Origin of the sequence: Nostoc sp., assembly GCF_036916985.1 — a bacterium.
Lineage (GTDB): Bacteria > Cyanobacteriota > Cyanobacteriia > Cyanobacteriales > Nostocaceae > Nostoc.
In genome coordinates this window covers 139444-153947 of the sequence record NZ_JBALFD010000079.1, presented here as the reverse complement: position 1 = coordinate 153947, position 14504 = coordinate 139444, and the positions used below count along the sequence as shown (strand labels likewise).

Annotated in this window: 13 protein-coding genes; 6 read left to right on the top strand and 7 right to left on the bottom strand. The window is 41.2% G+C overall.

The genetic code is table 11. The annotated features are described in order from the left end of the window. Nucleotides 1-50: 50 nt before the first annotated feature. Complete coding sequence (locus tag V7L07_RS25715; protein WP_335061631.1) at nt 51-1688, bottom strand: CTP synthase; 1638 nt, start codon at nt 1686-1688, stop codon at nt 51-53. Between the two features lie 84 nt (nt 1689-1772). Between V7L07_RS25715 and V7L07_RS25710 the strand changes: the two genes are divergently transcribed. Further along, nucleotides 1773-3527 carry an N-acetylmuramoyl-L-alanine amidase gene (locus V7L07_RS25710; RefSeq protein ID WP_335061630.1) on the top strand — a complete coding sequence of 585 codons (1755 nt, stop codon included), beginning with the start codon at nt 1773-1775 and terminating at the stop codon, nt 3525-3527. Between the two features lie 60 nt (nt 3528-3587). On the opposite strand, the gene V7L07_RS25705 is transcribed toward V7L07_RS25710, so the two are convergent. Both V7L07_RS25705 and V7L07_RS25700 read right to left on the bottom strand, forming a co-directional pair. After that, the gene (locus V7L07_RS25705) at nt 3588-6134 is read right to left on the bottom strand and encodes a DEAD/DEAH box helicase family protein (RefSeq protein WP_335061629.1); all 2547 of its coding nucleotides are present in this window, start codon (nt 6132-6134) and stop codon (nt 3588-3590) included. A gap of 165 nt (nt 6135-6299) precedes the next feature. Further along, nucleotides 6300-6503, bottom strand: coding sequence for a hypothetical protein (locus V7L07_RS25700; RefSeq protein WP_335061628.1), 204 nt, complete (start codon nt 6501-6503; stop codon nt 6300-6302). A 178-nt stretch (nt 6504-6681) separates the two neighbouring features. Between V7L07_RS25700 and V7L07_RS25695 the strand changes: the two genes are divergently transcribed. After that, nucleotides 6682-7059 carry a hypothetical protein gene (locus V7L07_RS25695; protein ID WP_335061627.1) on the top strand — a complete coding sequence of 126 codons (378 nt, stop codon included), beginning with the start codon at nt 6682-6684 and terminating at the stop codon, nt 7057-7059. 115 nt (nt 7060-7174) lie between these two features. Here the strand turns inward: V7L07_RS25695 and V7L07_RS25690 are convergent, their stop codons facing one another. Further along, nucleotides 7175-7684, bottom strand: coding sequence for a pentapeptide repeat-containing protein (locus V7L07_RS25690; RefSeq protein WP_334780473.1), 510 nt, complete (start codon nt 7682-7684; stop codon nt 7175-7177). Between the two features lie 87 nt (nt 7685-7771). Between V7L07_RS25690 and V7L07_RS25685 the strand changes: the two genes are divergently transcribed. After that, nucleotides 7772-8287 (top strand): hypothetical protein, encoded by a 516-nt coding sequence (locus tag V7L07_RS25685; protein ID WP_334780474.1) that lies wholly within the window; start codon nt 7772-7774, stop codon nt 8285-8287. Nucleotides 8288-8373: 86 nt separating this feature from the next. Next, nucleotides 8374-8862, top strand: coding sequence for a YraN family protein (locus V7L07_RS25680; protein ID WP_335061626.1), 489 nt, complete (start codon nt 8374-8376; stop codon nt 8860-8862). 69 nt (nt 8863-8931) lie between these two features. Here V7L07_RS25680 and V7L07_RS25675 read toward each other — a convergent pair whose 3' ends face one another. Beyond that, nucleotides 8932-9321 (bottom strand): hypothetical protein, encoded by a 390-nt coding sequence (locus V7L07_RS25675; RefSeq protein ID WP_099103349.1) that lies wholly within the window; start codon nt 9319-9321, stop codon nt 8932-8934. 245 nt (nt 9322-9566) lie between these two features. Here V7L07_RS25675 and queA point away from each other — a divergent pair, with 245 nt between their 5' ends. Both queA and V7L07_RS25665 read left to right on the top strand, forming a co-directional pair. Further along, a complete protein-coding gene (gene queA, locus V7L07_RS25670; RefSeq protein WP_335061800.1) occupies nt 9567-10799 on the top strand; it encodes a tRNA preQ1(34) S-adenosylmethionine ribosyltransferase-isomerase QueA in 1233 nt (410 codons plus the stop codon). A gap of 140 nt (nt 10800-10939) precedes the next feature. Continuing rightward, nucleotides 10940-12049 (top strand): tetratricopeptide repeat protein, encoded by a 1110-nt coding sequence (locus V7L07_RS25665; RefSeq protein ID WP_335061625.1) that lies wholly within the window; start codon nt 10940-10942, stop codon nt 12047-12049. A gap of 119 nt (nt 12050-12168) precedes the next feature. Here the strand turns inward: V7L07_RS25665 and V7L07_RS25660 are convergent, their stop codons facing one another. Both V7L07_RS25660 and V7L07_RS25655 read right to left on the bottom strand, forming a co-directional pair. Next, on the bottom strand, nt 12169-12864 hold the full coding sequence (locus V7L07_RS25660; RefSeq protein WP_335061624.1) for a potassium channel family protein: 696 nt from the start codon (nt 12862-12864) through the stop codon (nt 12169-12171). A gap of 168 nt (nt 12865-13032) precedes the next feature. Continuing rightward, on the bottom strand, nt 13033-14370 hold the full coding sequence (locus V7L07_RS25655) for a TrkH family potassium uptake protein (protein WP_335061623.1): 1338 nt from the start codon (nt 14368-14370) through the stop codon (nt 13033-13035). Between the last annotated feature and the right edge of the window lie 134 nt (nt 14371-14504).

Genomic DNA, 14504 nt, shown 5'->3' with positions numbered 1-14504 from the left:
ATGGCTTCGCTTAGAGCGAGTCTGCGAGCGTCATTTTGAATTTTGAATTTTTATGACACCTCCAATGGTGTTGGTGTACCAGATGTAGAAAGAGAAAGAGCGATCGCTGTTTGAATGAATCCTTTAAATAAGGGATGAGGGGTACTGGGGCGTGATTGAAATTCTGGATGAAATTGACAAGCAAGAAAGAATGGGTGCTTGGGTAATTCCACAATTTCAACTAAGCGTCCATCAGGAGAAGTACCACTAATCACATAGCCGGACTTTAACAACAAATCGCGGTAATCATTGTTGAACTCATATCGATGTCGATGTCGTTCATAAATCACATCTTCTTGATAGAGCTTGAAAGCTAAAGTATCAGGGAGAACACGACAAGGGTATAGTCCTAAGCGCATTGTACCCCCTAAATCCACTACTTCTTGCTGTCCTGGCAATAAATTAATTACGGGATCAATTGTATAGGGGTCAAATTCAGCACTGTTTGCACCTGTTAATTCCCCTACGTTTCTGGCCCATTCAATCACAGAACATTGCATACCCAGGCATAAACCCAAAAAGGGGATTTGGCGATCGCGCGCGTATTTAATGGCGGCAATTTTGCCATCGACTCCCCGAACCCCGAAACCTCCTGGCACAACTATGCCATCGACACCCTGAAGATGAGTTTCAGCTGATTCAGTTTCCAAATCTTCTGAATTTATCCAACGCAGACGCAGTTTGCCATAAGTGGAGATTGCCGCATGGTTCAGGGCTTCTACTACAGATAGGTAGGCATCACTTAACTGTACATATTTCCCAACAATGGCAATTTCTACCTCGTGCTTGGGACTATGTAAACGTTGTACCAGGGTTTGCCACTGCGTCAAATCTGGTTTACGTTGTTCCATTTGCAGCAAGTTCAGCACTTGTTCTGCCATTCCTTCGCGTTCTAGATTTAGCGGTACTTCATAGATACTTTTGGCATCTTGGGAAGTGATGACGCATTCTTCCGGGACATCGCAAGATCCCGACAATTTCTGTTTTAATCCTTTGGGTAAAGGGCGATCGCTCCGACAAACTAAAATATCTGGTTGAATACCAATGGATCTCAGTTCTTTAACTGAATGTTGTGTCGGCTTAGTTTTCATCTCACCCGCTGAGGCAATCCACGGTACCAGCGTTACATGCATATACAGCACATTCTGCCGTCCCACCTCTTTACGGAACTGGCGAATTGCTTCCAAAAACGGTAGTGATTCAATATCTCCCACCGTCCCGCCGATTTCTGTAATTACTACAGAGGGATTTGTACTTTTAGCAACTCGTAGAATCCGGTCTTTAATTTCATTGGTAATATGAGGAATTACCTGGACAGTACCGCCATTGTAGTCTCCGCGCCGCTCTTTATTGATGACTGCCTGGTAAATTGAGCCAGTAGTGACACAGTTCAACCGCGACATTGAGGTATCGGTAAAGCGTTCGTAATGACCCAAGTCTAAATCTGTCTCAGCCCCATCCTGGGTAACGAATACTTCCCCATGTTGAAAGGGACTCATCGTACCAGGATCGATATTAATATAAGGGTCGAGTTTGAGAATCGACACCGAATATTCGCGCGACTTGAGCAAACGCCCTAGACTTGCTGCTACAATGCCCTTACCAATACTGGAAACAACGCCTCCAGTAACAAAGATAAACTTAGTCATAGTAGTTTGAATTTCTAACAACTTCTAAAAATACATCCCGTCATTGTGCCACAGTTATTGTGGTGTAATCTTCTGTGATTTGCTGTGAAAAACCTTCTAGGATTAGTAATATTAGGCTTTATTCTCTCCTCCTCAATAGCATTGGCACAGCCATCTCTTATAGTTATTTTTCCCCAGACAAACTACCAGACAAGTGCCCAAAAAATCTTCTTTCTGGGCACTGCACCACCAGATGGTCAGGTTTTGATCAATAGTAAGCCAATTACCCGCAGCAAAGCTGGTCATTTTTCCCCTAGTTTCCCCTTGCAGTTGGGGGAGAATCTTTTTACTGTGCGTCGCCAGAATCAAGAACTTAAAATTAAAGTGATCAGGCTTAACGCTAGCCCGGAACTACCACAGGGGGTAGCCTTTGCGAAAGATTCCCTGACTCCCGCAGTTGACATTGCCAGATTACCAGGAGAAGTAATTTGTTTTAGTGCGATCGCACCCCCTAATGCTAATGTCTCTGTAACCCTGGCTAATCAAACTATTGCTCTTTTACCGCAACCTCAACAGGCACAACTACCAAGTAATTTGGCAGCTTTGACAGGGCAAAATCAGCCTCATGCCCAGTCTAGCGTAGGCAACTATCAAGGTTGCACCACAGTGGCAACAGCCGCCGATCTGGGAAAACCTCAATTTCAACTGACCCTTGATGGCAAGACGATAACTCAACCCGGATCTGGTAAGATTGAAATCCTCTCAAGATCGCAGTTGCCAATTTCTGAAGTTACAGTAGAGTCAGGCGTTGCTCGTACTGGCCCTAGCACCGATTATTCTCGACTTACACCACTGCCCAAAGGCACACGCGCAACGGTTACAGGTAGGGAAGGTGAATGGTTGCGCCTAGATTATGGCGCTTGGATTAATAGTAAAGAAACCCGCATTTTACCTGGTGCAGTTCCGCCACAAACAATAATTCGCAGTGTCGGATACCGTCAACTCCCTAGTGCGACAGAGATAGTTTTCCCTTTGCAAGTTCCCGTACCCGTGAGCGTACAACAAAGTGAGCAAACTCTCGCTCTCACTCTCTACAATACCACTGCCCAAACAGACATAATTCGCCTGGATGACAACCCCCTAATTTATCGCCTAGACTGGCAACAGGAAGCCCCAGGACAAGTAAAATACACCTTTAACCTCAAAAAAGCTCAACAGTGGGGATATAAGCTGAGATACGACGGTACAACCCTGGTTTTGGCTTTGCGTCATCCACCTAAAATCGGGAACACAAGACGCAGGCCTTTAGCTAATTTCAAGATTGTACTAGATCCAGGGCATGGAGGTAAAGAAACTGGTGCCAGTGGCCCAACTGGATATTTAGAAAAAGATGTAAATTTGGTGGTATCTAGGTTGCTGCGCGACGATTTGGTGAAGCGAGGAGCAACAGTAGTGATGACGCGAGAAGACGATCGCGAAGTTTCTTTAGTAGAACGTCAGGCAATTATCAGTCGAGAAGAACCTGCGATCGCACTTTCCATACATCACAATTCTCTACCCGATGATGGCGATGCCGAAAAAACCAAGGGATTCGGCGCTTTTTGGTATCAACCCCAAGCCCACAATCTCGCAATATTTTTACAGAAATATGTAGTCAAGAAACTCGGTAGACCTTCCTATGGTGTTTTTTGGGATAACCTGGCGCTGACACGTCCGACAGCTGCGCCATCGGTGTTACTGGAATTGGGTTTTATGAGCAATCCCGATGAATTTGAGCAGGTGGTAAACCCAGAGGAACAGAAGAAAATGGCAAAAGCGATCGCTCAGGGGATTACTGAGTGGCTTAAGAGTGTGCAGTAAATTTGGGGGTACTTTACCCTCATTGTATTTGGTGGAGTGCGATCGCTCCTTTCGCTACATTTATTTCTTTGTAGTAACTTTAATATCGTAAGCCTGACGACCAAGCCTATCTTGGACATACTTGAGAAGTTCCACTTTATGTTTAAGTAACCATTTACAATTATTGTCGGGGTGTAAATATATACTATAGCCACGAATGGAGCCGTCCCATTCTATTTTGTCAACTGCTTTGCAATGGTAAAATAAATTAACTATTCTTGTTAGAGTCCTCACAGAATATTGACTTTCTGTTCTAAATGATAAATCCAGATTTTTGGGAATACTCAATTTTGTTGTCTTGCACTGAAAATCAATTTCATTCCTGCCCTTACATCTATTGCAAATAACACACAGAGTTTGTGAGTTCTTTATAGATGTTTCTCCACCCATAGAAAACGGTTTAATATGGTCGATTTGTAATTTACCTTCGGCCTTGACTCCACAACATAGGCAAGCATAACCGTCTCGCTCTTTTACTTGTTCTTTTTCTTCTTCCGTGAGTTCCCTCGGTGGTTGATGTTTACGCTTAGATGTAGATGTAGATGCTTTATTACCATCTCCATCAGTCATTATTTTATTGATAACCAACTGAAGGGCTGTTAGAAGACGATTTGGTGTTTTATAGAAAGTTTCCCACAACATTCCAGCTTTTGAAAACTCTTGTTTGACATAGTTGTTTAGTTCTGGATTTGAAAAATTAATTAGTCTCTGAGCAATTTTATCTAAGTCATAGATTTCTCTTTCCTCAAAGGAGTGATACGGAGGTGTAGAATGTAGATCATCTTGAGCAATGTGACGAACAATCTTAATTAAATCTGAATTAAGTCTTCTGCCAATGTCATCAGTTTTATCGTCAAAATACTTATCTATCCATTCTTCAACTTGAGGCTGCATCCATTTATCATCAAGATACTCTTTAGACCATTCATCTAGTAACTTTGGATCAGTAATAGAGCTAATAAAAGCCTCAAACTTGGATTGTGTATGTTCATAGACCATGACAAATTCGGTAAATGCTTCCATTGAGTCATTGTTATTATCAGAGTCAGCATATACAATTTCAGTTTTATACCATCCAACAGGAAATATTTTCTTGTATTCTATTTGATAAACTCCAATCTCAATTGACTTCGATAATTCTTTGATTAGACGAATTGATATATATTCGAGTGGATAATGTTCTCCTTTTTCAGGCTTTTCATCATCAAGTTTAGTACCGCCATCTTCTGGGTCGACCCAATCAATTAAACGTTTCCAGTCATCGAAGAATAAAATAACATTTGCCTCACTGCTGCTCCCTCCTGCTTTTTTCCCACGTAAAGCTCTACCAATCATTTGAGTCATTAGAATTGAGCTTGTTGTTTGGCGAGTAATAAATACAGTTTTAACATTGGGAACATCAACCCCTTCTGTTAACATTCTTACATTGATTAAAACATCAAGTTTATCACTTTTGAAATCATCTAAAATTCTTTTATTGTCATCTTCTTTACGTTTATTTCTTGCATCTGCCGAATCTGGATCAGCATCTATACGCGAATAAATTGCATCTGCTTTAATGCCTTCATCAACAAGTTTATTCTTTATATATTCACATTGAAACCAACGGTCAGCAAAAATAATAGTTTTACCATAAGTATCTTTTTTAGATACATAACTATTTACTATGAAATTGTTTCTATGTTTATCTTTTGCAAGAATTTCGATAATTGATTCAGGAAGGTCTTTATGTTGTTTAACTAATCGGTCATATAATCTATCATCAACTTCCATCTCCGTGCCAGTTGACACTTGAATGTAATTAGGTCTAGCTAAAATACCTTGTGCTATTAAAGTTTCTTTATCAGCTTGATAAATAACTCCATTATCTTCATTTTGAAATATTTTCCGTAGCCAACCTCTTTTGGACTTATCTGTATAAGTTGGTGTAGCTGTTAAACCAAGTATATTGGAATTGGGTACTAGCTCTCGAAGTCCTTTTTCACCAATCAATAAATTTCTGCAACCATAAGCCGGTGAATGGTGAGCTTCATCAACTATTACAAAAAGTCCTGTTTCTTTAGAATCCTCAATAAATTTTCTAAAAGCTGTCTTAGCTTTATTACCCAAACCGTCTAGAGCATCAGGGTGTAAATTACTGATAGCTGTTTGTATTGTCATAATGACAATATCATCGGTTATTTTGATAGATGATGCGTTGGCATGAGAAGGATTGCTGGAAACGCGCCTAATATTCAATGTTTTTTTAGAATGTGAAATATCTCTGGCATTTTCACAAAAAGTAGAGAATGCTTGATCCAGTAGATAAAACGAAGGAGCTAACCAAAGGATTTTAATATTTTTAGGGATTACATGGTCACATGACCACTTAACAGCTGTAAATGTTTTGCCTGCACCTGTTGGAAGTACTAATAGTCCACTCCTCGGTTCTTTATTGTCAAGCTTAAATGTACTACTGAGTTTTTTAAACGCCTCGACTTGATGCTGAAAGGGAGGCTTAGGGGAAAAGTGAGTATCTTTTTTTCTCAGTTGCTCAAGATTGAACGATTCATACTCTTTATACTCCATAAATATTATCTTTTTTTGGAACGCAAGTTTTTGTGGATGAATACAATTTGTATTTCAAACTTATAATTCCCACAATTTTGTGTAAGGTATCACTGCGCCGAATCGGGAAAATTGTACATTAAGAAATTTACCGCGCAAGAAGGGTGCTGTGCTAGAGAATGGCGCTCAAAACCATTGATATAGCTTGCTTATGCTAAATAAAGTAAGAAATTTTGTGCAGTTGGTTCCCATTTTGGCATCAGATGCGTAGGCGTAGCCCGTCGTAGACATCGCCCCACTACCAAACCCAAAAGATGGAGCCATGCAGAAGATAGCAAAAACAGCCCTCAAGTTATTGAAAGGTGCGTTGGCGTAGCCCGTCGTAGACATCGCTGATTTACCTACTACGGTGAAGCTAGTTGAAGTCTGTGGTAAGTTTTTGCCTGTAATTACTAAGTTTTTCGGTTTGCCATAACTCCTTGCTTTGTCTTGATTTCAGTGCTTTTACCCTGCCAGAACCCCTTTGATTGCGGATAGAAATATATGAAATCTTATATTTTGAAACTGTATGTATTTTAAAATAGGCGGGATAGTGGGAGCGATCGCTATTTTATTGAGTAATGGTAGTGCAATAGCCCAAGATACACAAAGATATATCACTGTAGGGCACGATCAATTAGGAAACAGTGTAGCTCTGGACACAAAAACTATTCAGGGCACTACATATAAGCTTTACGGAATCTATGGAGATGGCATCTTTGAAACTACCTTTGATGCTTCGTGCAAAGAATCGCGGCTTTTTCGGAATCGTATTGCCATTTATAGCTCAGATGGACAGCTACTTCAAGACGATCAGCAGAAAGGAGAAATACCTTTTGTAGCCGATTCTTCACCAGGCAAAGGAATGCAAATTGTTTGTCAAAAGATTGGTGTCCGTGGTTGGTAGGTTAAGTAGGGAATGAGAAGCAGGGAGCAGGGAGAAGAATTTTCCCCTCTGCCCCCCGCACCCTGCCCCTCTGCCTCTTTTCAATGCCCCATTTCCAATACCCAGATATAAAATACTAAGGACAAAACAACGTGTCACGCGTATCTCGTCCTGTAACAGGATTAGTCCCTTTGGCAAGTTTGCACAATTTTTTTTGCTCATCGGGACGTAGCAGCGTATCAGTAAAATCTGCCCCGTCAATGATTGCACCATCAAATCTAGCGTTAGCAGCAAAAGCACCCTCCAACAGTGCATTTGTCAGATTTGCTCTGACTAAACGAGCCGAGTCTAAAGTGGCATTTCTTAAATCAGAACCCTCCAAATTCGCAGACTCTAAATTTGCTGCAAAGAAGCTGACACCGTTCAAATTAGCGTGGCTAAAGTTGCTTTGGCGAAGATTAGCTTTAGTAAAGCTAGAGTCTGTTAAATCACGTCCAGAGAAATCAGCCTCAACCAAAATTTCCTTATTATATTCCAGTGCCAAAGCTGTTGGAGCAAAACCGACTATTGCGGTGATGCCAACTATTCCCCACAGGAATAAGCTGAGTATGCTTGCCCAAATTCGGGCGCTTAACTTAGAATTCATACTATTTTTAGCCAATGGCGAACCCTCCTCCATCTCATTATCCTTGAGTCAGAGATGTTAGCGCAAAAATCCTTTAAAAATATTTTTATGAATACTAATTCAAGTTCATACGATGATTTGAACATTGCCTTGGCACGACTTCAGGCTATTCAGTGGGATACGTTGGGAATGGGGGAGAAAGACGAAAAACTTACAGAACTGATGTTAGAATTTCTGTCGCGGGTCAGACAATGGGCAAAGTTTTTGCAGAGTAAACAGAAGCATATTTTTGAAAATCTTGCTCTCCAGATTCGCCCTGACATTGAACTCCCGTTTTCCCTAATGCAATGGCTGGAGGAGTTATACAACAGCGACCGGATACCAACTAGGCGTGGTAGTGTCTATGTTCTGCTAGGGGTACGTAACTACTTATTTTGGTGTCGTCTACGGGAATTTGGTGCAGTTCCGGCGAATGGTCTTCCTGATCCTTATGAGCCTTTCATCAACTTTCTGGAATGCGGTGGTGGCATATATGTCGAGCATCACCAATTTATGGATATTTACCCCAATTATGTTTACTTCAATTTGACTGTTGGGAATGCCACGCCAGCAAGTGAAGAATAAGCACATCATGGGAGTATGATTTCAGGGAACTACTAGAAACTCTTATTTTCCTGTTGAATTAAATAACCGAGAATACTAAAGTTTATATGCATTGTCCAAATAGTGGTCAATTAGGAGAAGACCTAGTAGCCCAATGGTTGCAATCTACAGGTTGGGTAATTCTCCATCGTCGCTTTTCTAGCCGGTGGGGGGAAATTGATATCATCGCTGAATATGCTAGAAAAGCAGAGGGAACATCAGGAGAACTCAGGACTCAGAACTCATTACTGGCATTCGTTGAAGTCAAAACCCGCAGTTCAGGTAGCTGGGATGCAGGGGGAAGAAACGCAATTACCCTACAAAAGCAAGCAAAAATCTGTCATACAGCTGAAATATTCTTAGCCCAGCACGCTGATAAGGTAGATTATTCTTGTCGATTTGATGTTGCTATTGTCTACTGTCAAAGGATACCAAAAAATGTGATTGGAGTTACAGCAAACCAGGAAGCTCTAGCGACTTCATCAGTACACGGATATAAGTTTAAGCTGCTAGAATACATTCCGGCAGCTTTCGACTCTTTAATTGATAATGGCTAATCGGTAATGGATAAAATATCTTGATTACCAATAACCAACTATTTTGTAGTGGCGTTACAACCAAAAGTGTCACGCCAAAGTTTCTGGACAGTAGCCTAAGCCTCGGACAAACTGTTGTCGAAATGCTTCAATTTCGTCTCTCTCTGGGCTACCATGAGAAACGATCGCCACTTGATAGCGACGCATCACATCCACAGGGCACTGTCCCGCTTCCAAACTCCAAAGTGCCATTTGCACCCTCATTGGCGGTTCGTAGCTAATTCCTAATTCATTTAGAAAAGCCCGAAAGTCGCCATCTTCTTGGGCCGAGACTTGACCTTTGAGTTTGATCCTAACCACCCAGCCATCAATTTGATGAATTACGGTGACGAACGAAACTGGTGTCTGGGGTCTAGCGTGGAGGTGTTGAACGACCCTCAGGGTTAGACTGGCATTTGCCAGATAGTACAAGTATTCCATGTTTGTTGGTGCTTGGGATCAAAGCCAATCCTACATATCTATATTCGTCAATCAGTGCCCCTTCCCGGTAGGGTAAAAGCCCCCGTTTTTAGATGGGGAGGTTTACCCAATTTTTATGTTAAGTTTTCCGTGTTACTTAATAGTAACAATCTTATAGCCTTGCGGCAAAACTGAGCCAAGATCCCTTAAAGTTCCTTTAGAAGGGAAAGCTTAAACTAGCTTTTTTGAGAGAGTATAAATACTAAATAAAGCAAAAACTAGTACAAGGTAATTTGAAAGATACATCTCGTCCACAAGCAAAAGATTTTGCATTAGATTGCTCGGTAGCTGGCTATGACTACGAACTACCTCCAGAACTCATTGCCCAAAATCCAGCAGTTCCTAGAGATAGTTCGCGGTTACTGGTAGTTGATTCTCCCACTACAGGCATCGAAGCAGCATCCCTACACCATATTTTCCATGATTTGCCTGGACTGCTACGCTCTGGTGATTTGTTGATTATGAACAATACAAGAGTCATTCCAGCGCGGCTTTATGGTCATAAATCCACTGGTGCGAAAATCCAAGTGTTGCTGTTGGAAGAACGGCAGCATAACTGTTGGCTAGCTTTAGTTAAGCCAGGAAAAAGCTTCAAACTGGGAGCGAAGATTATTTTTGAACCCAGACAATTAGGGACTGAGGATTATAAAGATTCTTCCCCAATCCCCAATCCCCAATTCCCAGTCTCCAGTCCCCAGTCCCCAATCCCCAGCCCCCAACTCACCGCTACGGTTCTAGAAACAGATGCAGCAACCGGAGGGCGTTTGTTGCAATTTGATGTGCCAGAGGGAAAAACTTTGGTGCAACTGTTAGAGGTATTTGGTGAAGTACCGCTACCACCGTATATCACGACCTCTGAAGCTGCGGATGAGCAGTATCAAACAGTTTATGCTAAACAACCAGGAGCGATCGCAGCTCCGACGGCAGGATTACACTTTACCCCAGAATTATTACAACAGTTGCGCGATCGCCAAATCAATCAAGCTTTTGTAACGCTACATGTTGGTGTAGGTACATTTCGCCCTGTGGAAGTGGAAGACGTAACTACCCATAAAATGCATGAAGAATGGATTGAAGTTCCTGCTGCCACAGTAGAGCAAATTCGCGCTACTCAAGCTGCTGGCGGTCGGATTATTGCTGTAGGAACAACAGCAGTACGGGCTTTGGAAGGGGCAGCTAAATCTGGGAACTTACAACCATATTGTGGTAAAACAGACTTGTTTATTTATCCCGGCTACCAATGGCGGGTAGTGGATGGTTTGATTACGAATTTTCACTTACCGCGTTCTAGTTTATTGATGCTGGTAAGTGCGCTAATTGGCAGACAACGGCTATTGAATATATACAACGAAGCGATCGCTTTTAGATATCGCTTTTATTCCTTCGGCGATGCCATGTTAATTTTGCCCTCAGCTGTGGGAGTAGGGAGTAGGGAGTAGGGAATTATGCAATTTGAGATTTTTCTTTCAATCCAAAATCTCAAATTTGCAGAGTTAAAAGTTGGGAATTTGGAATTTTTTCTTTCATGGTGGGTACTCTGACTTATGAGGAGTTAAAAATAAGTACAGGTCTGTTATTCATGTCTGAAAAATACCTATTTTCTCAGGGCTTAAATTTATTTTGCCAGGTGACACTTGTTGGGTGTTCTGCGTTTTTGGTCTTGGCTGCACCGGCAATTACTAATTTCCCAGTTAGCAAGTTGCTGGCAGAAACCGCAATTTCTCAGGATTTGGAAGCGGCGAGCTTTTTCCAGCAGGGAGTGACGCGCTATAACCGCAAAGACTTACAGGGTGCGGAATATGCCTTTCGCCAAGCGTTGCAACATGACCCCAACCTGGGGGCAGCGCGAAATTATCTAGGTAATATATTTTTGGAGCAAAATCGCCTGGATATAGCTTTACAAGAATATACAGAGGCGATTAGGATTAATCCCAATTTTAGCGAAGCTTATTACAACTTAGGGTTAGTCTTGCACCGACAAGGAGAAAAAGAAGCTGCGATTACGGCTTATCGCCAGAGCTTGGTGATAGATTCTACAAGGGTGGCAGCGCTGTATAATCTGGGTGTGGCACTGTATGAACAAGGACAGGTTGAGGATGCGATCGCAGCATACCAGCAGGCAATTACTTTAGATAGAACCAATGCCAATGCTTATTTTAACCTAGCGATCGCCTTGCAACAACAAGGAAAAATAGAAGCTGCGATCGCTTCTTATCGCCAAGCTTTGAAGCTAGATCCTAAAAATGCCACAGCCTACAGCAATATGGCAAATTTGCTAGCAATGCATGGTCAAGCTTCTGAGGCTATCTCTGTTTATCGGCAAGCTATTCGCCTAAATCCGAAAAATGCCTCAGCTTACTATAACTTGGGACTTACTTTATATAATCAGGGCGACATCAAGAAAGCCAGTGGAGTCTTGCAACGCGCTCATAATGAGTATCGTGAGCAAGGCAACATTGAACAAGCCCAGAAAATTGAGCAGCTAATCCAGCAAATTGCCCAGAAAAGTAAGCAACAGCAACCTCAAACCAGTCAAACAGCTACTCCTTCTCAGAGTTCAGATTCTACAAGTAATGTAGTACAAACACCTGAGCCACAGACGCCAAATCAATCAGAAACGCCAGCAAAGCCTAGCAATGTGCCTGTATCAGCTGAACAACTGTCTAATTCCACGAATACCGGACAATAAAAAACTCAGAGTTAGAAAGAACTTAATAACTTCTAACTCTGCCAATTTTAGATTTTGAGTTACACCTTTGGTGAGCTTACAGCGCAACTTGGATTTTGGATTGAATCACTCCTAAGTTTTTAAATTGGCAAACGATTGATATCTTTATTACAACCAATAACGACCATTGCTGAACCACGCTCTAAACGCTTGATGGGGTCAGGATTAATTTGAAATTTCCCATCCTGACTTACTGCTAGCAAATTTAAACCGTAGCGGTTACGAAGTTGAAGTTCAGTGATGGTTTTACCGTGAAATTCATCAGGTACAATCAACTCTACAATACTATTATCTGGGTCGAGGTCAAACCGATCTAGAATTGCTGGTTTAGTAAGAGTACGCGCTAGGGCACAACCTGCTTCATACTCAGGAAAAACAACATGATCTGCTCCTACTCGTCGTAACAGCTTACGGTGAACTTCACTAGAAGCTTTAGCAACTACATGAGGCACACCAGCCTCTTTCACATTTAGGGTGGTGATGATACTTTCTTGAACGTAGTTGCCAATGGCGACAATTACAGTATCAAATTCAAAAATTCCAGCTTCTTTGAGTGCGGCTGGTTCTGTAGAGTCTAGTTGCAAAGCATGACCAACGATTCCCTCAGTTAATGCTTCTGAAACTCGTTTTTCATCAATATCTGTTGCCAGCACTTGATAACCAAAATTGTGCAATGTAGAACAGACAGACCTACCAAAACGACCTAACCCAATTACAGCAAATTGGTGGTTATCTTTACGTAAACTGCGAAAAAAACTTAATGATGACAGATTCACCCTTGTTATCCTTATTATGGCTCCCTGTATTTAGGGCAAAAAACGGTTCTACGCTGGAGTTAAAATTTTTATTTTTTGCCTTACCATGTATATTTTATCAGTTTAGTTGTTAGTCATTAGTCAATAATAATTCTCCACTATTCTCTATTTCCTGCTCTGTCTCCCTAATTATCCAACGAGTAAATTTTCTTCAGGATAGTGAATTCTAGTAGGGCGGGGATCTCCTAGTACGGCAGACATCAGCAGCAAAATACCTACTCTGCCAACGTACATCGTGACAATTAAGATCAGCTTTGCTGCTGTAGAGATAGTTCCTGTAATGCCTGTAGAAAGTCCCACTGTGGCGAAAGCTGATACCACTTCAAACAAAATTTGAATAAAATCTAATTTTGGATCTGTGAGACTAATTAAGATAGTAGCTAAAATCACTGTTGCCACTGAACCGACCAACACACCTACAGCTTTCAAAATTAAATTTATTGCTATCTTGCGATCGTACAATAAAACTTCTTCTTTTCCCCGGAGAATCGCTTTAGTACAACTAGTCAAGACTCTCAGAGTTGTTGTTTTCATACCTCCCCCTGTACCCCCTGGGCTTGCACCAATAAACATTAGTGCAATCGTAATAAATAGACCAGCAGTTGTCATTTTGCTAATATCGATGGTGTTAAAACCCGCAGTTCTGGAAGTAACTGATTGAAACCAAGCGACTAATATCTGGTCACGCAAATTCAGAGAACCAAATGTTTCAGGGTTTCTAATTTCTATACAGAAAAAGGCTATTGTTCCTATTACTAATAATATAATAGTTGTACTAGTTGCGACTTTAAAATCAAGTGACAACAATTGTTTTTTAAGAGATTGTTGGAAAATGCGATCGCGCAACCAAAGATACATTTCCAAAATCACTTGATAGCCAATTCCCCCAAAGATAATCAACATAGTGATAGTGAAGACAACTAAGAATGATGACTGATAGCCAATTAAGTTATCTTTAAACAAACTAAAACCACCATTATTCCAAGCGTTGATGCTATGGAAAATCGCTAACCAAAGTCCTTTAGTCCACCCATAGTCTGGGACAAAAGCTGGTAGAAGTAAAAATACTCCGGTAATTTCAAAAATTAAAGTTGTGGCAATAATTGAACGGATCACTTGAGAGCTACCACTCATCCCTGGTCGATCTAAAGCTTGTTGAATGGCGATTTTTTGCCGCATATCAAACTTACGACCAATGAGCAAAATCAGAAATGTGGTAGTTGTCATGTAACCCAATCCACCAATTTGAGCTAAGAGCGCAATAAATAACTGACCCCAAAAGGAAAAATAAGTACCAGGATCAACTACTGATAAACCGGTGACACAAACTGCGGATGTGGAAGTAAATAGTGCCACAATCAGGTTATTCCATGTACCATTGCTAGTTGAAAAAGGCATCATCAACAAGATAGTACCGATAGCAATGACAGCCAGAAACCCCAAACAAATTGTGCGAGCAACAGTCATATTAAGGTAAAATTTATAAACTTTTTTCCAAGGAAGATAAACCAGAGTTTAACCTCCCTAGAAACAAAAACACCTTATTTAATTAAAAACATACATGGTAGCCTACCTATATGTTTTTTTTGAATTCTACTTCG

Excerpts from the sequence above, each read along its gene's own strand:
- V7L07_RS25715 (WP_335061631.1), bottom strand. The coding sequence starts at position 1,688 with ATGACTAAGTTTATCTTTGTTACTGGAGGCGTTGTTTCCAGTATTGGT.
- V7L07_RS25705 (WP_335061629.1), bottom strand. The coding sequence starts at position 6,134 with ATGGAGTATAAAGAGTATGAATCGTTCAATCTTGAGCAACTGAGAAAA.
- V7L07_RS25700 (WP_335061628.1), bottom strand. The coding sequence starts at position 6,503 with ATGTCTACGACGGGCTACGCCAACGCACCTTTCAATAACTTGAGGGCT.
- V7L07_RS25695 (WP_335061627.1), top strand. The coding sequence starts at position 6,682 with ATGTATTTTAAAATAGGCGGGATAGTGGGAGCGATCGCTATTTTATTG.
- V7L07_RS25690 (WP_334780473.1), bottom strand. The coding sequence starts at position 7,684 with ATGAATTCTAAGTTAAGCGCCCGAATTTGGGCAAGCATACTCAGCTTA.
- V7L07_RS25685 (WP_334780474.1), top strand. The coding sequence starts at position 7,772 with ATGAATACTAATTCAAGTTCATACGATGATTTGAACATTGCCTTGGCA.
- V7L07_RS25680 (WP_335061626.1), top strand. The coding sequence starts at position 8,374 with ATGCATTGTCCAAATAGTGGTCAATTAGGAGAAGACCTAGTAGCCCAA.
- V7L07_RS25675 (WP_099103349.1), bottom strand. The coding sequence starts at position 9,321 with ATGGAATACTTGTACTATCTGGCAAATGCCAGTCTAACCCTGAGGGTC.
- V7L07_RS25665 (WP_335061625.1), top strand. The coding sequence starts at position 10,940 with ATGTCTGAAAAATACCTATTTTCTCAGGGCTTAAATTTATTTTGCCAG.
- V7L07_RS25655 (WP_335061623.1), bottom strand. The coding sequence starts at position 14,370 with ATGACTGTTGCTCGCACAATTTGTTTGGGGTTTCTGGCTGTCATTGCT.